This window comes from Chitinophaga hostae, from assembly GCF_018224885.1.
Lineage (GTDB): Bacteria > Bacteroidota > Bacteroidia > Chitinophagales > Chitinophagaceae > Chitinophaga > Chitinophaga hostae.
In genome coordinates this window covers 95,040-115,527 of sequence record NZ_JAGTXB010000014.1, presented here as the reverse complement: position 1 = coordinate 115,527, position 20,488 = coordinate 95,040, and the positions used below count along the sequence as shown (strand labels likewise).

Annotated in this window: 17 protein-coding genes; 9 read left to right on the top strand and 8 right to left on the bottom strand. The window is 47.7% G+C overall.

Annotated elements, in window-relative coordinates:
• The first annotated feature begins 148 nt into the window (after positions 1-148).
• On the top strand, positions 149-2,671 hold the full coding sequence (locus tag KE626_RS24090) for an alpha-galactosidase (RefSeq protein ID WP_211975568.1): 2,523 nt from the start codon (positions 149-151) through the stop codon (positions 2,669-2,671).
• Between the two features lie 19 nt (positions 2,672-2,690).
• Here the strand turns inward: KE626_RS24090 and KE626_RS24085 are convergent, their stop codons facing one another.
• Entirely contained in the window at positions 2,691-3,236 is a 546-nt protein-coding gene (locus KE626_RS24085; RefSeq protein ID WP_211975567.1) for a DinB family protein, read from the bottom strand.
• A 21-nt stretch (positions 3,237-3,257) separates the two neighbouring features.
• Positions 3,258-3,857: a hypothetical protein gene (locus tag KE626_RS24080; protein WP_211975566.1), complete on the bottom strand. Its 600-nt coding sequence runs from the start codon at positions 3,855-3,857 to the stop codon at positions 3,258-3,260.
• Positions 3,858-4,099: 242 nt separating this feature from the next.
• Between KE626_RS24080 and xth the strand changes: the two genes are divergently transcribed.
• On the top strand, positions 4,100-4,879 hold the full coding sequence (gene xth / locus KE626_RS24075) for an exodeoxyribonuclease III (protein WP_211975565.1): 780 nt from the start codon (positions 4,100-4,102) through the stop codon (positions 4,877-4,879).
• Between the two features lie 2 nt (positions 4,880-4,881).
• Here xth and KE626_RS24070 read toward each other — a convergent pair whose 3' ends face one another.
• Positions 4,882-6,135, bottom strand: a complete 1,254-nt coding sequence (locus KE626_RS24070; protein ID WP_249207654.1) for a cation:dicarboxylate symporter family transporter — start codon at positions 6,133-6,135, stop codon at positions 4,882-4,884.
• 123 nt (positions 6,136-6,258) lie between these two features.
• On the opposite strand from KE626_RS24070, the gene budA reads away from it, so the two are divergent.
• The gene (gene budA, locus KE626_RS24065) at positions 6,259-7,089 is read left to right on the top strand and encodes an acetolactate decarboxylase (RefSeq protein WP_211975564.1); all 831 of its coding nucleotides are present in this window, start codon (positions 6,259-6,261) and stop codon (positions 7,087-7,089) included.
• 215 nt (positions 7,090-7,304) lie between these two features.
• On the opposite strand, the gene KE626_RS24060 is transcribed toward budA, so the two are convergent.
• Complete coding sequence (locus KE626_RS24060) at positions 7,305-8,585, bottom strand: TCR/Tet family MFS transporter (RefSeq protein WP_211975563.1); 1,281 nt, start codon at positions 8,583-8,585, stop codon at positions 7,305-7,307.
• A 360-nt stretch (positions 8,586-8,945) separates the two neighbouring features.
• Positions 8,946-10,175, bottom strand: a complete 1,230-nt coding sequence (locus KE626_RS24055) for an MFS transporter (RefSeq protein WP_211975562.1) — start codon at positions 10,173-10,175, stop codon at positions 8,946-8,948.
• 132 nt (positions 10,176-10,307) lie between these two features.
• On the opposite strand from KE626_RS24055, the gene KE626_RS24050 reads away from it, so the two are divergent.
• From KE626_RS24050 to KE626_RS24030, 5 genes are all read left to right on the top strand, one after another.
• The gene (locus tag KE626_RS24050; protein WP_211975561.1) at positions 10,308-11,387 is read left to right on the top strand and encodes a DUF2652 domain-containing protein; all 1,080 of its coding nucleotides are present in this window, start codon (positions 10,308-10,310) and stop codon (positions 11,385-11,387) included.
• A 79-nt stretch (positions 11,388-11,466) separates the two neighbouring features.
• Positions 11,467-11,709 carry a DUF4342 domain-containing protein gene (locus KE626_RS24045; RefSeq protein WP_211975560.1) on the top strand — a complete coding sequence of 81 codons (243 nt, stop codon included), beginning with the start codon at positions 11,467-11,469 and terminating at the stop codon, positions 11,707-11,709.
• 211 nt (positions 11,710-11,920) lie between these two features.
• Positions 11,921-13,924: a TonB-dependent receptor gene (locus KE626_RS24040; protein WP_211975559.1), complete on the top strand. Its 2,004-nt coding sequence runs from the start codon at positions 11,921-11,923 to the stop codon at positions 13,922-13,924.
• The gene (gene pnuC / locus KE626_RS24035; RefSeq protein WP_211975558.1) at positions 13,924-14,553 is read left to right on the top strand and encodes a nicotinamide riboside transporter PnuC; all 630 of its coding nucleotides are present in this window, start codon (positions 13,924-13,926) and stop codon (positions 14,551-14,553) included. Before KE626_RS24040 ends, pnuC begins: the two co-directional genes overlap by 1 nt.
• Positions 14,546-15,571 carry an AAA family ATPase gene (locus KE626_RS24030; protein WP_211975557.1) on the top strand — a complete coding sequence of 342 codons (1,026 nt, stop codon included), beginning with the start codon at positions 14,546-14,548 and terminating at the stop codon, positions 15,569-15,571. The genes pnuC and KE626_RS24030 overlap by 8 nt, the downstream gene beginning before the upstream one ends.
• Before the next feature lie 55 nt (positions 15,572-15,626).
• Here KE626_RS24030 and KE626_RS24025 read toward each other — a convergent pair whose 3' ends face one another.
• Together KE626_RS24025 and KE626_RS24020 are read right to left on the bottom strand one after the other, a co-directional pair.
• A complete protein-coding gene (locus tag KE626_RS24025; RefSeq protein ID WP_211975556.1) occupies positions 15,627-17,552 on the bottom strand; it encodes a glycosyl hydrolase family 8 in 1,926 nt (641 codons plus the stop codon).
• A gap of 178 nt (positions 17,553-17,730) precedes the next feature.
• Positions 17,731-18,633 (bottom strand): NmrA family NAD(P)-binding protein, encoded by a 903-nt coding sequence (locus KE626_RS24020; RefSeq protein WP_211975555.1) that lies wholly within the window; start codon positions 18,631-18,633, stop codon positions 17,731-17,733.
• A gap of 217 nt (positions 18,634-18,850) precedes the next feature.
• On the opposite strand from KE626_RS24020, the gene KE626_RS24015 reads away from it, so the two are divergent.
• A complete protein-coding gene (locus KE626_RS24015) occupies positions 18,851-19,951 on the top strand; it encodes an acyltransferase family protein (protein ID WP_211975554.1) in 1,101 nt (366 codons plus the stop codon).
• Positions 19,952-20,036: 85 nt separating this feature from the next.
• Here the strand turns inward: KE626_RS24015 and KE626_RS24010 are convergent, their stop codons facing one another.
• Positions 20,037-20,468: a VOC family protein gene (locus tag KE626_RS24010; RefSeq protein WP_211975553.1), complete on the bottom strand. Its 432-nt coding sequence runs from the start codon at positions 20,466-20,468 to the stop codon at positions 20,037-20,039.
• Positions 20,469-20,488: the final 20 nt, after the last annotated feature.

The following is a 20,488-nucleotide window of genomic DNA, read 5'->3' as shown; positions in this document are numbered from 1 at the left end:
AAAGCAGGAACAGGAAGAAACACAATGCCTGTCAATTACGAAGCAGCAAGGTTTTGGCAAAAATGTGGCCATCATCTGCGAAAATGCTATCATTCCTCTTTTCATGAACAGTTATCTTTGGAACATCGCATCCATAAAAAACTGAACAATGAAAAAACTGCACCTGGCCCTATGGCTTTGTGGCTTTCCTGTTATCTTACAGGCACAGGATATTTCCCTTCGCAACGACCGTTTTTCCAGGACCCTGTCCTTCGATGGCCAGGTATGGCGTACCACGGCTTTTACCGACCTGCGCCAACATGTTACGCTCCCGGTAAAAAGCGAAGAGTTGAATATCCTTCCCATGGATACCGATAACAGCTATTCCATTGCAGATTTCAAAGCAGTGAATGCCCCCCATGTATTCAATAAACAGGATACCTCATTTATCGAAATCACTTATAAACCCCTGAAATCCTCCACGGTACTGCCCAACGAGCTGCTCATACAGTACTATATTGTAAAAGGGGAAGCATACAGCAGGAAGAAACTGGTACTGCGTTACCAACAACCCGCCACCATCGACCGGCTCGAAGCGGAGCGTTTTGTGATCAGCCAAACGGCTACCGGCGGAGGAAGAGGAGAACCTGTATTTGCTGATGGCAGATGGTTTTTCGGCATGGAATACCCCGCATCGTATACCCGTCACAGTGATGGCAACACTCCCGCCAGCTATGCCAGGCATTACGACAAAGTGGGCAACTACAGCTTCATCAACCTGGAGGGCCGCGATATAGCGCAGAAAGCCGTAAAAGGTATGATACGGCTGATGCACTTTCCCGGGTATGCTGTACAGCAGGCGGATAGCAATTATTATATTTTTAGCAAGACAGTGGTGGCAGGTTGCCGCGAAGAAAACGGATCGGTAGAACAGGCATTCATGCAGTATCTGTCGACTTTATGGAAGGCGCCCCGCTCCTTCCTCCATTACAACAACTGGTTTGAACCCAGGGCAAAAGACCTGAGCGGCGACGGACTGATCAACATATGGCGGGAATTCAAAACAGCCATCACCCCCTATGGTATCAAAATGGATGCGATGGTGGCGGACGATGGATGGCAGAACAGGAAATCGGTATGGGATCCGTCGCCAAAATATTTCCCCAACGGTTTGGAAGATGTAAAAAAACTCAGTGCCAAACTCCAGGCAGAAGGCACCGGCTTTGGTTTGTGGCTGGCCATCAACAACTACACGAACGATATCAACTGGGCCAAACAACAGGGATATAAAGAGGCTATACCCAACGATTATTTTAAACAATATGGCAGGTACCTCAGTTTATCCGCTCCGCAGAATAAGGCAAAACTACTGCAGCAGATCCCGGACATTATCCGGCAAACCCACGCGATCTATTACAAACATGACTTCAACGAGCTGAGTGACCTGGGTGAAGGCAACAGCCACCCTGCCACGGACCGGCACGGGCATGAAGCCAACCTGGATGCCGCTATTGACATCCTGCTGGCCACCCGCAAAGTAAACCCGGAAATTTATCAGAACCTCACCAACTGGATCTGGTTTTCGCCATACTGGCTGATGTATGCCGATTACCTCTGGATGTTATCCGGCGATGACGGCACCAACGGCAACTGGCCGGAACTCTCTACCCGTGCTACCGCAAGCACCGACCGGGATACCTATATCTGGCGCATGTTTGGCAATCCTGCCGACAGGCCGCTGGTACCCATTTCCAGGCTGATGACACATGGCATCATCAAAACATCCGATGGCCGCATGGAAAGCAGAGAGGATAACTTACAGGATTGGCTGGAATATGTGCTCATGCATTATGGCCGCGGTACCCTCCTGAAAGAATGGTACATTTCTCCTGAAGTAATGAGCCCCGATGAATGGAAAGCCCTCTGTACGGTCAATAACTGGGCGGCATCTCATCGGGCAGCGCTGAATAATACCGTGTTTATTGGAGGACGGCCCGACGAAGGTAACGCATACGGCTATATGGGATGGGACGGTGAAAAAGGCGTGCTGGTAGCCCGTAACACACAGGCCGCGCCGCAGGAACTGGTTATCCCTTTCGACCGCAGCACCAATTTTCCCGCTGCATTCGGTGCAGCTTATCATGCTGCCGTAGTGTTTCCTTACCAGGACGTATATCCGCAGACGTTTGTTTCCGGTAAAACGATTCGCATACTCCTCCCCGGTTATGCTACCATGGCTTTTGAATTTGAGAAAGGGAAAGCCGGCAGCAGTATTGCTTCTCCGGGAAAAATAAATTTCCGGACAACCGGAAATACCACCATACTGGACGTACCGGCCAACGTGAAAGGCCGCTGTGACCTGCTGCTCATCGGTTACCCCGAAGTGCCCACTGTTCAGATCGGTGGAAATACGGTAAAGACTACACGCAGTAATAAAGCCGCCATCAATAGCTTTTCTTCTTACGCCGTTACCGGTATGCCCAGCAGCAAAGCACACGAATGGAACATGGTATCGATAGACCTGTTGCCCTACGCGGGGAAAAAAATTACGATTACTTACAGTAAAACGAGTGGGTTTGAAAGTCACCTGCTGGCAGAACGCCGTGTAAAAGCACCCGCAGCGAAAGAGGGTAAAGCAAGGTTATGGCCGCTAACAAATGATACGAGACGGCAAACCACCAGGTTGTTTTAATAGCCCGGCGGCGTGGGTTTCACAGGCTGTCTTCAGCCGCTGAAACCCATTCCGCCGCATTATTCACTTCCTGCCGCAAAAGCAGGTTCAGTTGCGCCGTATGATGCTGCACATGCCGCATATTGAACAGCAATATTTCCAATACAGAATAATCCAACACCTGCCCGGATACCAGTTCATCCGCGCCAACAGACACAGGCCTCCATGGGCCTTGCAATTGTTCTTCCGTCAAACCGGCCATTAAATGCCTGCACTTTTCACGGGCCAATTGAAGCCAGTGCAGCATCTCTCCTTTACTGTACATCCGGTCCGGCACAATGTCGTCCAGGGCCGCCTCATCTATTTCATCAGCGGAAGCAGCAATGGTATAAGACAATGGCGCAACATAGTTAATGGGTGGAATGGTCAGGTAATAATCCAGGAATACCAGGCAATGATAACTCGTATAGAAAAACTTTTTGTTGGTATGCCAGGTCTCTTCCGGACAAAGTACGAGGGTGTTCCTGAACATGTCTATCACTGCGCCGAATTGGCTCCAGAGGCCCTGTTGCAGATAGTTATTCATATGGGTCGAATTTCAAAACACTTACTTTTTCATCTTCCTGTCGATCTTACCTTCCAAGGTGGTAATAAGAGTAGTACATTCTTCCAGCCTGGTATAACATACGCTTCCATCCACCGCCAGTTCTTTTTTGGTAACATCGATGCCCGCTAAAAATGCTTCCAGGTAAGATAGGTAGCGGCCCTGGTCTTCATACAACACTTTATACAGCTGGTTGTTGAGGTTGTCTCCTTCCTTCTGTAATTCTTCTCCTACCAGGTCAGACACACCCCTGGCCCGTTCCATTACGGCGCTCATTTTTATTTTAAGGATTTCCAGGTTGGTCTCATCTTTTTTGCCGGGAGCAATATTATTCCGGAAAAGGCTATCCGACAGGGCTTTCCGCGTTTTCATATAATTTTTCAAGTCTTGCTTAAAAAATTCCAGCTGCTGCTTCAGGTCATCTGCTTTTTCACGGTTAAAGTACTTATCCACGTCATTATTCAGGTGTTTTACCCAGGTCAGCATATTTACCGTTACATCGGTGACCATGGCATTGTCCGCCTGTCCAAACGCATTGACAGAAAAGGTCAGCAGCAAAACAAGCGCTGATACCGGTAATACTTTGCTAAAGATCATTTTCATACAATTAAGTGCTGATGATTCGTGTTTCCCGAGTATTGCCCCGGTACACTTCTTCCAAAACATATTCCTGAAAATAAACAATTTGCAAGGTTTTACGAAAAATGAAACGGTACTTTTTGCACCCCTGCAACCGGAATGGCGACTGGCCGCAGAAAGAAATAAACCGCGCCGTTGTGTGTAAATACTTCCTATATTTAACGAGCCCGATTATCATTTACTGATCAGATAAAAAGATCCATGTCATGAAAATAGCTACCTATAATGTAAACGGCGTAAATGGTCGTCTTCCCGTATTACTCCGCTGGCTGGAGGAAACCACTCCTGATGTTGTTTGTCTGCAGGAGCTGAAAGCACCGCAGGAAAAATTTCCCGAACAAGCCATCCGGGATATCGGTTACCATGCTATCTGGCACGGGCAAAAAAGCTGGAATGGCGTAGCCATCCTGTCGCGCAGCGGGCAGATGAAGGAAGTAAGAAGGGTGCTGCCCGGTGATCCGGAAGATCTGCACAGCCGTTATATTGAGGCGGAAGTAGACAAATTGGTGGTGGGTTGTTTGTACCTGCCCAATGGTAATCCTGCTCCCGGTCCTAAACTGGACTACAAACTCAACTGGATTAAACGTTTTGCCGCGCATGCCCAAACCCTGGTGAACCAGGATATGCCGGTAGTGTTAACCGGCGATTATAACGTGATTCCTACGGGATTTGATGTATACAAACCGGAGCGCTGGGTAGATGATGCGCTGTTTCGCCCGGAAGTAAGGGAAGCCTTTCATCAGCTGGTGGCACAGGGCTGGACCGACGCCATCCGCAAGCTGCATCCGGAAGATAAGATCTATACCTTCTGGGATTATTTCCGGGACGCCTATGGGCGTGATGCCGGTTTACGCATCGATCATTTCCTGCTGAACGCGGCTGTATCAGGGCGTTTGCGCGCCGCCGGCGTAGACCGGCATGTGCGCGGATGGGAAAAATCCAGTGATCATGCACCTGTGTGGATTGAGCTGGCGAATGCTAAATAATGCTATGCTGCATCCGTCGGCACAGCTTCCGGATGAAACTCCTTTTCGCTTTTTGCAATGACGATAGTGGCCACGCCATTGCCAATAATATTGGTGATGGCCCTGGCCTCGCTCATAAATTTATCGACACCCAGCAGGAAAGCCAGGCCCTCCACCGGTATCCGGTGTAATGCTGTTAAGGTAGATGCCAACACAATAAATCCGCTGCCCGTTACGCCCGCCGCCCCTTTCGAGGTGATCATCAATATCCCGATAATGCTGAGCAGTTCGCCTATACTCAGGTGTACATCGTATAGTTGTGCAATGAAGATCACTGCCATCGATAAATAAATAGAAGTACCATCAAGGTTAAAAGAATAACCGGTAGGCACCACCAACCCTACCACTGATTTGCTGCAACCCATCTTCTCCAGCTTCTGCATGATAGATGGCAGCGCTGATTCCGATGAGGAGGTACCCAGCACCAGCAGCAGCTCTTCTTTGATATACTGCAGGAACTTCCAGATGCTCATTTTATAGTAACGCATAATAGCACCCAGTACCAGGAATACAAATATGGCCATCGCGAGGTATACGGAGCCCATCAGCTTGGCCAGCGGCACCAGTGTGTGTAAACCAAATTTACCCACAGTATAGGCCATTCCGCCAAACGCCCCCAGCGGCGCCAGGTACATCACGTATTTCAGGGCGGTGAATACCAGTTTTGATAAGCGGCCTAATACTGCGATGAGCTTTTGACGATGCCGCGAATAATTCAGCAGGATACCGATCACCACCGCGGCCAGCAACACCTGCAAGGTGAAGTTGTTCATAAAAAACTCCAGCCAGTTAAAGTCCTTCGCCGCCCCGGAGGTATATTTGGAAGCATTTTGAATCTGTAATGTCGACTTATCGATCTTTCCCGGCTGTATCAGTAAAGCCATCAGCACGCCGGCGGCCAGCGAAACAGTTGACACAATCTCAAAATAAAGCAGCGACTTCACTCCTATCCGGCCCACTTTTTTCAGATCGTCCATACCGGCGATGCCCAGTACGATAGTCAGAAAAATAATCGGCGCAATAAACAATTTGATGATATCGATAAAGGTTTTGCCAATGATCTCCATTTTCACCGCGGTTGCAGGCGCCCAGCTGCCCAGCAGTACAGCGGTAATGATCGCAATAAGCACCCAGAAGGTAAGATTGGTTAAAACACGGATGTGCAAGGGTCGTTGAACGGTTACTTCTTTTGGATGAACTGAAATATCTTTCAGCATAGGTTTATGTTAGTTTATATAGATGCAGTTGAATTCATTCCTCAAGTAACGAAATTTCAACAGATATTTTCATTCTAATTTAGAAACGGCTAACTTGCGGGCTCATTTTAAGCCCCTATGGAAATGCTTAATTCTCTTCTGCGCAAACGTAATATGTTTCCTGCGCGCGCCTTCATGGCCGTTTTGCTGGCACTGCCAACATTAGCCAATGCACAGGCACGCAAAGCACACCACGACTACCACCATCTTTTTACCGCAGGCGTAGCCAGCGGGTTAATGGGTGGGCTTTACGACGGCTTCTACCCGGTTGATTCCCTGAAAACAAAAGGGGATTTTGGTTTGGGCGCCCCGGATAAACTCGATGGCGAGTTACTGGTGCTGGATGGAAAAATTTACCAGACCCAATATACCGGGAAAACATTTGAGGTACATGATCATACCCAGCGCATTCCTTTTGCTATGGTAAATTTTTTCAAGGCAGGTACCACCATCCATGTGCAGCAGCAAATGGACAAAACCACTTTTTATCATCTGCTCGACAGCCTCCTGCCTAATATAAACGGTATGTATGCTATTCATATAAAAGGTAAATTCCGGTATCTGAAAACCAGGGCCTTCCCTCCCGTAAGCGAACAGCCTTATCCGCAACTGGCAGGGATGCTGGACCGGCAACGCTTCTTCCAGTTTAACGACGACAGTGGTGATCTGATCGGCTATCGCCTGCCGGCTTATATGGATAATACCAACATCTCCGGCTATCACTTCCATTATTTATCGGATCAGAAAACTGCGGGCGGACATATCGTGGATCTCATTACCAGCGATATCGTAATAGAAATAGCTGCGTTGGACAGTTATACCGTACAGGTGCCTTCCAATCCGGCATTTAATCATTTTGATTTTAAGAAAGACAGGGCAGAGGATATCAAAAGCGTGGAACGCGGAAAACGATAATTGTTTTTTTCTTGCCCAGGATTAAACTGATTTCAATGATTTTTAGGATTTTTTTTGGGTGATTATAATTTGATTTTAAAAGATTCGGGAAGATCTAAGCGGATAAATTCGCTCAGATCTTCCCGAATCTTTTAAAATCAAAAAAGAAAAAATCCTTGGAATCATCATAATCACCGTTAATCCTGGGCAAGAAAAAAATCCGCGCAAGGAAAAAATTAATGCATCGCAGAGCTGCCTACGCTTTCGCCACCCTTGATCACGTCCAGCAATTCCGGCCGCTCTTTCTTTTCGCGGTTTAGCACCTTGTTGGTGATAATGATGCTAAATAACATACACACGGCCCCGATCAGGAAGTGTACACCGGGGAAATGGAAAGGCGCGCTTTCGGAGGTGAAGTACGCAAAGGTGCTGTTCATGATGAGTGGTCCGATGATGGTGGTCAGGCTCATCAGGCTGGTGAGTGCGCCCTGTAATTCGCCCTGCTGGTTGGGTGGTACATGGCCTGAGATAACGGATTGTAAAGAAGGACCACAGATGCCGCCCAAACAATAAGGGATCAGGAAAGCAAACATCATCCATCCTTGTGTGGCAAAGGCAAACAGTACCAATCCCAGGGTGTATAACGATAATCCCAGGTAGATACTTTTTTCGTTACCTATTTTTGGATTGATCACCCTCGTCAATCCCGCCTGTACAGCCCCTACCAGTACGCCTACTACGGCGAGAGATATACCCACCATTTTATCGGTCCAGTTGAAACGGTAAATGGTAAAGAAGTTCCAGTTGCCCTGAACGGCCTGCGCGCCCAGGTAGATCAGGAAAAAGCTGAATGCAAGTCCGCCGATTTCCGGGTGCCTGGTCAGGAATTTCAGGGAGCCAAAGGGGTTCGCCCTTCTCCATTCAAACGGGCGGCGGTTTTCTTTGCTCAATGATTCCGGCAGGAAGAAGTAGCCATATAAACAGTTCAGCAAACAAAGTGTGGCGGCGGCATAGAACGGCGCCCTGATACCCCAGTTGGCCAGTAGTGCACCGAGGGCGGGACCGAGTACAAAACCAAGACCAAAGGCTGCTCCAATGAGTCCGAAATTTTTCGCTCTCGATGTTTCATCGGTGCTTACATCGGCGATGTAAGCGGTAGCAGTGGTAAAGCTGGCCCCGGTAACACCTGCAATAACGCGGCCCAGGAACAGCCAGCCGTAGGCCGGCGCCAGTGCCAGGATAATATAATCTATCCCAAAACCAAACAGGGAAAGTAATAATACCGGGCGGCGACCGAATTTATCGCTCAGGTTACCGATCACCGGCGCAAATAAAAATTGTGTACTGGCAAAAACGGATAACAATAAGGCCCCATAGGTGCTGGCCTGGTTAACGGGGATGTGTTTTAACTGCGCTATAAGATCCGCCATTACCGGAATAATGAGCCCCCAGCCCATTATGTCAATCAGTAACGTCACAAAAATGAAGCTGATAGCGGCTTTTCTTGATGTATGCATATTGCTGTTTTGGAAAATTGTACAAAATTTTGGCTTCAAATGACATGCAGGGCGTTTAACGGGTCACAGGTGTTCCTCACTGGCAGCGGATTACATAAAAATATCAAACGACGATGACGGCATTTCAACGATACGCATCAAAGATAGACCTGATAAATATAGTATCGAAAAGCTTTCCGGTCAGGATCATTGTTTTACCGGTGAAAGTCTTGATTTTACCGGTAAAAATGTTGACGCATAAAAATTCCCTTCTCATTTTTCTTTCACAAAGTTATTCGTTTTGATATCAACAGAAAGGGTGAAACAAGACAATAACCGGGCTGTTTACGACATTCCGGCGAAGCCGGAAATGGTGTCCTATCAGGCATCTGCATGTACCTGCTCTTTCCCGTTAAGCAGGAACACCCGGTACATTACCACCGCGCTGGCAAGGATCAGCGATAGATAACTTAGTGACAGGTTGATCCCGTCTTTTGCGGGTAACAAATAGATCAGGCTGGAACTGAGGATGGAAACAATCACGTAACACAGGCCACCGGTAAGTCCCCCGGCGATGCCCGCATTCCGCGGAAATTTCTGCAGACAAAAAGTAAAATAATTATTGTAGGTGAATCCCGCGCCCACATGTACCAGGAAAGCAAATGCCAGTATCGTCCACAACTGCCCCAGCAGCGAAAATGAGAGCAGCAACACCAAAGCGGCCATCAGCTGCAGCAGTACATTGATGTTCATTTTCCGGATAAAGGGTTTGTTGATCAGTCCTTTTCCGATGAAACCACCTACCATCCAGGCAAAGCCGAGCATCAGCGAGCAATAGCCCGTGATCACGGGCGACAGGCTGAAATGATGTTCAATGATAAACGGACCCGACATATTGTAGATCATCACCATGGAATACGCCAATCCCAGCATCACGATCCCCAGCGTAAAGCTGCCGGTACGGATCATCCCCGTATAAATAGACAGGATCTTTTCGGGATGGAAAGGCGTGGTATGCTTGATGGTTTCTCCGCTGAAAATAAGCTCCAGCACCAGCAAAACAGCTGCAAAGCCGCCGAGGAAATAGAAGTTGGAACTCCATCCAAAATTCACTTCCAGGTACCCGCCAATGAAAGGTGCTACAATAGGTCCGGTAGACCAGATGATCGTAAAAATGCTGAGGTAGTGCCGTAATTTTTCTCCCGAATATAAATCAACAATAAAGGCGCGCTTACTCACCACCATGGCAGCAATGGTAATACCATGCAGGATCCGCATGGCATAAATAAGATAAATGCTTTGCGTGTTGGAAATCACCACACAGGAAGCGCAGAAGGTGATCATGGACACCAGCGCGATGCGGTAACGGCCGTAACTGTCGAGCAAACTGCCAACGAAAAGCTGTGAGAGGCCGTAGCTGATCAGGAACAGGCTCAGGGTGAGCTGGGCCTGGCTGTCGGTAATGCCGAGTGCGCGGGTCATCCCCGGCAATGAAGGAATGTAAATGTCTGTCGCAAAACCCGACATCGGTATCATGGCAAAAGCCAGGATAGTGGCTATTTTTACATTCCCCTCTTTAATTCGTTTGGTATTAACAGTGCCGGTAGTCATTTTTACAGTTGCTGGTGATTCGTTCCCGGCAAAATTAGGTCTTAATGATTTATTTATCGGCGGCTATTTATAAAATATTAGCAAACGCCCGGAACCATTGGCTTTTTTACTAACTTTGAGTAAAGAAATAAGATGGAAAATCAAGGGCTGCTTTTTATTCCTGATATAAGTGGCTTTACCCGCTTCGTGAATGAAATCGAGATTAGCCACAGTCGTCATATCATCCAGCAGTTGCTGGAAGTATTGATCAATGCCAATGAAACAGGGCTGGAGATATCCGAAATCGAAGGCGATGCCATCCTGTTCTATAAATTCGGAGAGCCGCTGGAACTCGAAGCCTTGTACAAACAGGTAGAAAAAATGTTCTGCGAATTTCACCGGAACCTTATTGCATATGATCACCGCAAAATCTGCCAATGCCGTGCCTGTGTGTCGGCGGTAGACCTTACCCTGAAAGTGGTCACCCATTATGGCGAGTTCACCACCTACCAGGTAAAAAATTTCAGTAAATTAATCGGGAAAGATGTGATACTGGCCCACCAGCTGCTGAAAAACGATATTGCGCAGCATGAATACTGGCTGGTAACCGACAACCTCCTGCAGGGCCCCCCACCCGATCTGAAACAATGGATGAAGTGGGATGCCAGCAGCAAAGAAACAGAAACCGGTAATGTGACCTTCCACTACACACAGCTGGGACAACTGAAAAACGAAATTCCTCCCGAGCCGGACCCGCAGCTGACGTTCTCTGATAAAGTAAAGATGATTTCGGTGACGAAAGAATACCCTGTTGATATCAAAACATTGTGTTTTACCGTGGTGCATTTTGAATTCCGGCACCAGTGGCAAACGGGCCTGAAAGCCGTGGAAGAGGTAGAACACTTCCTCCCCGGCGTGGGCAGCCGGCACCGGCATACCATGGAAAACGGCCAGCAGGTAATGATGTATACCAGCAGCTTTACCTATGATCCGGAAGACAAAATCATGTTCAGCGAAACAGATGAAAAACAGAAGAGCGTGATGTTTTATACTATCGAAAAAGTTACTGATCATATCAGCCGGTTAACGATGGATTTCTATTTGCACAAAAATCCGTTACAACAACTATTCTTTAAACTTACGGAGAAACATAAAATGGAACTGCGTTTGAAGGACTCGCTGGAAAAACTGGACCCCCTGGTAACACAAATGGTGTTGCCCCTCGAATTCTGAGGAGCTGCATTTTCGTGTAGGTATCATCGTGAGACATCAATTTTTTGTACCTTAAAATAACAAAATCTACCCAGCGACTATGACCACAAAAGAAACATTCACACTCCACGGGGAAAACCTGCTAAAGAAAGTAAAGGAACTGATTGCGGAAGGCAACATCCGGAAAATCACGATCACCGATAAGGAAAACAAGGAATTAATGTCGTTTCCCCTCACTTTTGGCGTGGTAGGCGCCATATTCGCACCTGTACTGGCAGCCGTAGGCGCCCTGGCAGCGCTGATCGGCGAATGCAGCATTACTGTGGAAAGAGAACAGGAATAGAAAGAATTAGGAATTAGGAATTACGGAGTTGTGTGTAGATATTAGCGGATGGTCTTCGCTTATCTCTACACACAACTCCGTAATTCGTAATTCTTTATTCTTATTTTTTCACTATATTTGTGTACTTATTACAATAATTGCATTTTATCATGTTTGAAAGTGGTCGTTTACTGGCGACGGCTTTCCGGCTGGTAAGTTTAGTACACCAGGTATGAAGCGAAATTTTTTGGCCCTGATGGCAGGGCTGTTATGCAGTTTGTTTGCCAACGCCCAGGATTCATTATCACAACAAAAAGACAGCAGCCGCACCCTCAGAGAAGTGGTGGTTACCTACCAGGCCGGCAAAACCACTCCTGTTACCTGGCAAAACATCAACATGAAAATGCTGGAAGAAAAAAATACCGGCCAGGAACCTACTTTTCTGTTGTCAGCAACACCCTCTATCACCGTGTATTCCGACGCCGGTAACCAGCAGGGATACTCCTATTACCGTTTACGGGGCATGGACCAAACCAGGATCAACACTACGCTGGATGGCATGCCGCTGAATGAACCGGAAGACCAGGGCGCCTACTTTTCCAATTATCCCGATATACTGAATTCGGTGAGCCAGCTACAGATACAACGCGGCGCAGGTACCTCTAAAAATGGCGCCGCCAGCTATGCCGGCAGCCTGCAGCTGTTTTCACCCCAACTCAGCGACTCCGCCAAAACCACTATTGGCGCAGGCTACGGCGCTTACAACAGTTTCAGGATCTTTGGTGAATACAACAGCGGCATCAAAAACCGGAAGGCCCTGTATGTAAGGGCTTCGCAGATATATACCGACGGCTATAAGTATCATGCTTTTAATAATTCCCAATCCATTTTTATCAGCGGGGGATTATTCTATGATAAAAGCACCTGGAAAGTAAATGTTATGGCCGGACATCAGCAAAACGGGATGGCCTGGCTGCCCGTAGCTGATTCACTGATTGCGAAAGACAAACGAACAAATGCCAATACAAAAGCGGAGAAAGACCAGTTTTTCCAGGGCCTGGTACAACTGCAAAATGTATGGCAGCCCGCACTGCATAGCACCATTACCTCCAGCTTGTACTACACTTTCCTGAAAGGCGGCTATGGCTTTGACGTCAATAATTTCAGTGGTTTGCCAACAGATGGCAACCTGTTTCATTATAACTTCCGTTCTCACTTTGGCGGCTTTTTCAGCAACTATACGCTGACCTATAACCGTTTCAAATGGATCAGCGGTATACATGGTAATATATACACCCGGCAGCACCGGGGCACCGATGATCTGCTGGGTGAGTTGTATAAAAACGATGGCTATAAAAACGATCTCAGCGCCTTCAGCAAAATAGAATATTACCTGCACCGGTTTACACTCTACGCGGATATGCAATACCGTTACACTTCCTTTGATTACAAAGGCAGTGTGGCGTTTCCGCAAATGAACTGGCACTTCCTCAATCCCAAAGCAGGCGTGAGCTTTGCCATAGATAGGTATACCAGTCTCTATTACAGCATCGGCAAAACAGGACGCGAACCAACCCGCAATGATATTTTCGGCGGTAACGATGACCTGTCGGCAGACAGTATCGGGAAACCGTTTATCTATAACCGTGATCCCGAATCCGTAACAGACCAGGAGCTTGGCATCCGGATCAACAGCCGCCGCCTGGCATTCCAGGTGAATGGCTATTACATGGATTTCAAAAATGAAATTGTGTTGAACGGGCAACTGGGTCCCAATGGTTTATTGCTGACCAATAAAGTAAGCCGCAGTTTCAGAACAGGGTTGGAACTGTATGCCGACTACCAGCTGACACCGGCCTTTAGCCTGACGAATAATTCCTCTTTCAACTACAGTCGTATAAAAGAACAAACCGCTACCTTCAGCCCGGTGTTAACGCCCGCGCTGATCATTAACCAGGAAGCGGTGTACCATTACCGGCATTGGCTGCTGGCGGTATCCGGCAGGTACCAGGGCCGTTCCTATATCGACTTTGCCAACGAGGCCACCATCAAAGCCTATGTATTGGTAAACGCCAGGCTGCAGTATAGTCTTCAACGTTATATCATCTCATTTTTTATCAATAATATTTCCAATACGGAATATTACAATAACGGATCTGTGGTAGCAGATGGCAGCGTGAAATATTTTGTACAGGCGCCGCGCAATATGTATGTTGCTTTTAAATATAGTTTCTGATGGACTTCTTTAGTATTAATCATGTTGCGTTCCGGGTGCTGGACTATCCCATCAGCTACATAGAACTGATCGGTACCCTATTTGGGCTGATCTCTGTATATTATGCATCCAGGGCCAACGTGCTTACCTGGCCCACCGGTATTATCAATGAAATAGCGCTGTTTGTCCTGTTTTTCCAGGTGCAATTATATGCAGATATGTTGTTGCAGGTATTTTTCCTGATCGTCACTATCTTTGGGTGGTATAACTGGAAGATGAAAACCACGGAGCTGCCGGTCAGCCGGTTGAGTAATGGAGCAGTGGCGGTATATGGTATAATATTGATCGCCGGTACAGTGCTGATGGGAATGATGATCAGCCGGGTACACCACTGGCTACCGGCATACTTTCCTTTACCAGCCGCTTACCCTTATGTGGATTCTTTTGTAATGACGGCCAGTATCCTGGCTACATTGTTGCTGGCAAAGAAACAGGTAGACACCTGGATATTGTGGATTACGCTGGATGTGGTGAGCATCGTTTTATATCTTATCAAAGGCATTTATTTTTTATCGCTCGAGTACGTGATCTTTTTGGGGCTGGCCTATAGCGGCTTTATTCAATGGCGGAAAAAATTACAGTATGACTAAAGGATTTGTGTTTGGTAAATTTATGCCGTTTCACAAGGGTCACCAGGCAATGATTGACTTTGCCTTAACCACCTGTGATTTTTTAACGGTACTGGTTTGTTGCAGCGACCGGGAACCGATCCCCGGCAACATCCGGGTTTCCTGGCTGGAAGATACCTATCAGCATACGCCGCATATGGCCATCCGCCTGTATTCGTACGATGAAGACCAGTTGCCGAATACTTCCGAAACATCACCGGCGGTATCAGCGATATGGGCGGAACAGTTCAAAGCCTTATTCCCCGATTACAGCATCCTGGTCACCTCTGAGCCTTATGGCGAACTGGTGGCCGACGCTATGGGCATCAGGCATATTCCTTTTAACATCGAAAAAAACCACTACCCTGTTTCCGCCACCCAGGTAAGATCAGACCTGTTTAACAGCTGGCCATATTTACCTGACAGCGTAAAAGCATCACTGGCCACGAAAGTGGTTATATTGGGTACAGAGTCAACCGGCAAAACAACACTGACGGGAAAACTGGCGGCCCACTTCAACTGCAGCGCGGTAACAGAAGCAGGCAGGGATATTGTGGCGGACTCCAATGATTTTGGCATCCCCGAGCTATATCTCATCGCGGAAGAACACGCCGCAAGGATCAGGCGTTTAGCCGTTGGCGTGAGTCCGCTGCTGATCATTGACACCGATGTTCATATTACCTTGTCTTACGGCGAATACGCCTTTGAACAAATGCTGGATATTCCTACTGCCATTTACAACGACAACAAAGCGGATCTGTATCTGTACCTCAACAACGATGTGCCTTATGTGCAGGACGGTACGCGCCTGAGCGAAGAAGAGCGGGACCGGCTGGATTTGTTGCATCGCCGGGTGCTGGATAAATTCAACATCCGGTACGAAACTATTTCCGGCAGCTGGGAAGAAAGGTTTGAGCAGGCGGTAGGACTGGTGGAACAGCTGATACAACGTAAAGGAAATAGCTGGTACCGTGAACAACTTTCTTCGCGGCAATCGTGAATAACAATTCAGCACAGCCTGCTCCGGCCCGACGGGGCAGGCTGTGCTGAATCATTTATTCCTTCACCAGTTTGGTGGTAACGGTTGTTCCCTTGTGTACCAGTTTCAGGATATATACACCACCCGGAATAGTCCCTGCGTGTAAGGTTGTTTTTTGTACCCCTGCCGGCAGTTGTCCGTTGATGAGTTGAGATACCCGTTTGCCACTTGCATCATATACATCGAGGTTGGTAAACCCCGCTTCTTTCAGCGTAAATGTAATGGTGGCGGTTTGTTGCACCGGGTTAGGATACACCTTTATCACCAGGGGCCGGACCTCTTTTGGCTCCTCTTTCACCACAGCGATTGCGGCGGTCTTTGCCAGTGGCGATGCAGTTTTCACCTTTACTTCAGTATAGCTGTTCCAGGCATTTACATTATTCCCATGCCCTAAAATTCTTACATATTTTGCGGTGGCGGGTGTAATGCTGAATGTTTCCAATGCCGTAGATGTGCCGCTGCTTTGCAGGTTGGCGGCGGCGGTAGTCCAGCTATTGGCATCACTGCTCAGTTGTATGTCGAATTTTGCCCGCCGGGTGTTGCCGTTATAAAAGGCGATGTCTACCCCGGTTACGGAAGTACTATTGGCCAGGCAAAGCTGTATCCATTGTCCGTCGCCGCTGGCCGACCAGCGCGTACCCAGGTTGTTGTCGAGCACATTGGCCGCTACATTGCCGTCATCGCTGCTGGCGGTAGCCGGCACACAGGCAGGAGGCGTAGTGGTGCCTTCCGGTTTCCACCAGTTGCCCGAAATAAACAACTGGCAGAGGAGATTGTAGGAGTCGTTATAATAGCCGGATTTGGCGCTTTTCATATAGGTCCACCCGCTGTTCAGAAAAGCCTGGTTGCCGCTGCCGGTCACCGATGCAGCTACGAAAGGCGCTATAAATACGGCTTCCGCACCGGAGCCGCTGTTGCTGCCATTCAGTTTGTAGCCATCCACAATACTGGCAGGATTGCCACCGGTTTTTTGTTTTACCCAGGTAACCAGTTTATTGGAGATGGTTAACGCGTTGGATGATCCGTAAAATGCGTAATCCATCACGATGCGTAAGGGCACGCGACAGGCGTTATAATTGTATTCGTTTGTTTCCGGGAATTCATCCAGGTAGTTCATCGGCGCCGGTTCCGGCGGGTTCTTCACTACAAAGTCGGAGATGAGGCCGGTACCGGGAGAATAGGCGTTTGAGAACTGTGTATATACCGAATACAGGTTATTGATGACGTTGAGCCACGCAGCGTCATTGGTTTCCTGGTAAAAGGCGCGGAGGTGACTCAGCATCCAGTCGGAAGGCCGGGTATTCAATGCGCTTTTCTCATCCCAGTCGCCCAGGTTTAACCGGTTGTTAGTAGTAACGTTACTCACTTTAAGGCCGTTGGTGATCATTTTCTTTGCTTCATTGAGGTAGTTGATGGTCCCGCCGGAACCCCATTGATAATGGGCTAAAATGAGCGAATAGGCGATGTCGATATCACCATCGGTAGCGGAATCGAAATGCCCCTGGGCGCCGGCATTATCAGCTACTACCCAACCCATCAGGTTATTGTTGGCCGAGCTGCGGTAGGCCCGGGCCGTTTTAAAAAGCCCGTCATAAATGGTGCGGGCGTTGGGATCATAACCGGCCATCAGTACCGTGATCACCATGCCGTATCCCTGTCCCTCGGAAGAGCCTAAAGGCGTGTAGCCGTCGGCGTCGCCGGTGATTTCTCCTTTTACATAGTACCCTCCGGGCAGGGACGACAGGTTATTTTTCAGGTACTTGCCTTTCCAGTAGTCATAATAACTGCTTACACTGCTGTTCATGGCAGCCTGCGTAACGTTATTGGGTTTGATACAATTAGGGTAACTGAGGGCCTGTGGGTAAGGTTTGTTTTGGGCATGTACAGGCATACCGCCGAGACATAGCAGTCCGGCTGCAATTACAGTGCAGAGCTTAGTCATAAGATGTTTTTGAAGGGTTTAATTGATTATACGGTTCAGCAATTTTGGTTTTGTCGGGCTAATCCAGAAATAGGTTTTACAATCGATTGTATAAAAATAAAGTTAATATTTTTCCATAGGAAAACAATAAAAAATAAATTCCCCGGAAAGGATTTTCCGGGGATATCATCAGATGTATTTAAGAGAGGCCAAATACCGCGGCATGGCGTAGTGCAAATGCTTCAAAATGGGAGGGCTTTATATTAAAGCGTTGATGTGTGCTCAGATCAACAAATGCATCCGGATGTCTTCTTCGTTCTTCACTTTGCGCAGCTATCGCTTCCACGAGATATAGCGGAACCCCTGCATTCAGCAGCAGCTGGTTTCTGGCTTCCTGGGAAACCTTCACATAGTTTACCGGTTTATTTATTACACTGGTGATGATCGCTGCAATTTGCGACATCGTTAACGCAGCCGGACCGGTGATGCGTAACCGTTCTGATTGATGCCCACCCTGCTGCAGCAGCGCCACTGCTATCTTTGCCACATCTTCGAGGTCTACCGGCGACATGCTGATATCCTCCAGCGATAAGAACAGTGCTCCTTTATTTCTGACAGAACCGGCTTCCCTCAGATATACCTGCATAAACTGGCTGGGGCATAGGTGTGTCCATTGCAGTCCTGAATGCTCAAGGTGTGTTTCTATCTGCCGGTGTTCTTTTGTAAAACGGAAATTCCTGAAGTCATATCCCGTCTGGCATTCTTCTCCGGAAAATTTTATCACGTGAGGTACTCCTGCTTTTCTGCATGTATCAATAAACGTGCATTGGGTGTCCACCATCACCTCGTTGGAGCTGGAAATGAGCAATGCCCGCTCCACCCCCTGCAATGCGGGCATTAAAGTTTCGGGTTTAAGCATATCCCCCGCTAACATTTCCACTGTTGCGGCACCTTTAAATGCAGCCGCTTTATCGGGGTTTCTGACCAGCGCCCTGACGGCAATCCCCTGCCTGATACATTCGTTGATCACCAACGAGCCGCTTTGTCCTGATGCACCGGTCACCAGTATCTTTGGTGTTGCCGCTGATGCTGAAGTCTTCATATTCCTTTTACACAAAGCTATTTGTTATGCCGCAGCAATGCGGGGGGAGATTTTGACAATCGGTGGGGGGTTTTATACATAGATGTTCAACAAATGAAGGCATAGTGGTGAAAGTTTAAAATGTTCACAGTATCTTACCCGGCATTTAAAAAAAACGGGCGGCATGCGATGGGCTGTAAAACAGCGCTGGTAAGCGACCTGCCTATAAAACTGTACAATGAACGTGAACAAACTGAGCCCGGATCTGCTGCAAACAAAACAACATTTTGAAATTCTGGACGGATTAAGGGGGATCGCTGCGTTAACCGTTGTGGTTTTCCATTTTATGGAAATGGCCATTACTGACTATAGTAAAAATTTTGTTGGCCATGGTTTCCTGGCGGTCGACTTCTTTTTCTGCCTGTCGGGCTTTGTGATCGGATATGCCTATGATAACAGGATAAAAAAAATGGGGATACTGGAATTTTTCAAATCGCGTGTCATCCGGTTGCATCCATTGGTACTAATGGGTACTGTACTGGGCCTGTTAAGTTTTCTCTTCGATCCGTTTGGCGGTCATCCTGAAACCTATGGAGCTAGCCGGATTGCACTGATATTCCTCACGTCTCTTCTGCTGATCCCTTTCCCGGTAATGCAGGAACGGTCATTTAACCTGTTTGGTTTAAATGCGCCGGCCTGGTCGTTGTTCTGGGAATACGTGGCCAATATTGTGTATGCAGTCATCCTGCATAAAATCAGCCGCCGTTTCCTGGTGATATTAACGATACTGTCGGCAGCAGCGCTTGCCTATGTCGGTTATCGTGCAGGAGGTGTGATGGGTGGCTGGGGAAAAGATAGTTTCTGGGATGGCGGCGCACGTGTCTCTTATTCTTTCCTGGCAGGACTGCTGATATTCCGTTTCAACCTGGTTATCAAAAACAGGCTGGGCTTTGCAGGTATGTGCCTGTTGCTGTTAGCGGCCCTTTTAATGCCTTATTTCAGCTGGAACTGGCTGGCGGAAGTGATCGTGGTACTATTCTATTTTCCTTTGCTGATTGCCCTCGGAGCCGGCGCCAGGCTTACGCCAGCGTTTAAAAAGATCTGTGTGTTTTCCGGGAAAATATCATACCCGTTGTACATGACACATTACGTTGCGATCTGGGTGTTTCTTAACTATTACAACAGCCATAAACCTGATACCACTCAACTCACGTTTATTGTAATAGGCGGCACATTGCTTTTAGTGGCATTCGCTTACCTGGTAATGATTGCGTATGATATCCCGGTAAGAAAATACCTGAGCGCCAGGAGAAAGCAAACAGCCATACAACGATCATAAAGACGAATATTTAACATCCCGTTGCCTGCCGGAAAACCGTCCCGTATATTCCGGGCGCTGCTTCCGGCAGGCAACGGCAACTGTTTTAATTGGCAGCGGGATAAGTATAATTAAGCATCCATTTGATGCCAAACTTATCTTCACACATGCCAAAATAAGCCCCCCAGAAAGTTTTGTTCACCGGCATTTCTATTTTTCCGCCTGCCGACAGTGATTTAAACAGGCTATCTACTTCCTCTTCCGAATCCGTATGAATAACCAGGTGTATGTTGTTTCCCAACTCCACTTTTTGCTCCATTGACTCCAGAAAGTCTGTTGCCATCAGAATAGCGCCGCTTTTTGTAGTCAATGTAATATTCATGATCTTATCCCGCTCATGAGGTTGCATATTTTCGCTGCCGGGAGTGTCTTTAAAACGGGCAAGGTTAGTAAACTCTCCTCCAAAAACAGATTTGTAGAAATTCATGGCATCCTCGGTATTACCCAGGAAATTAAAATACGTGGTTATTGCCTTCATGATAATATGTTTAATGATGA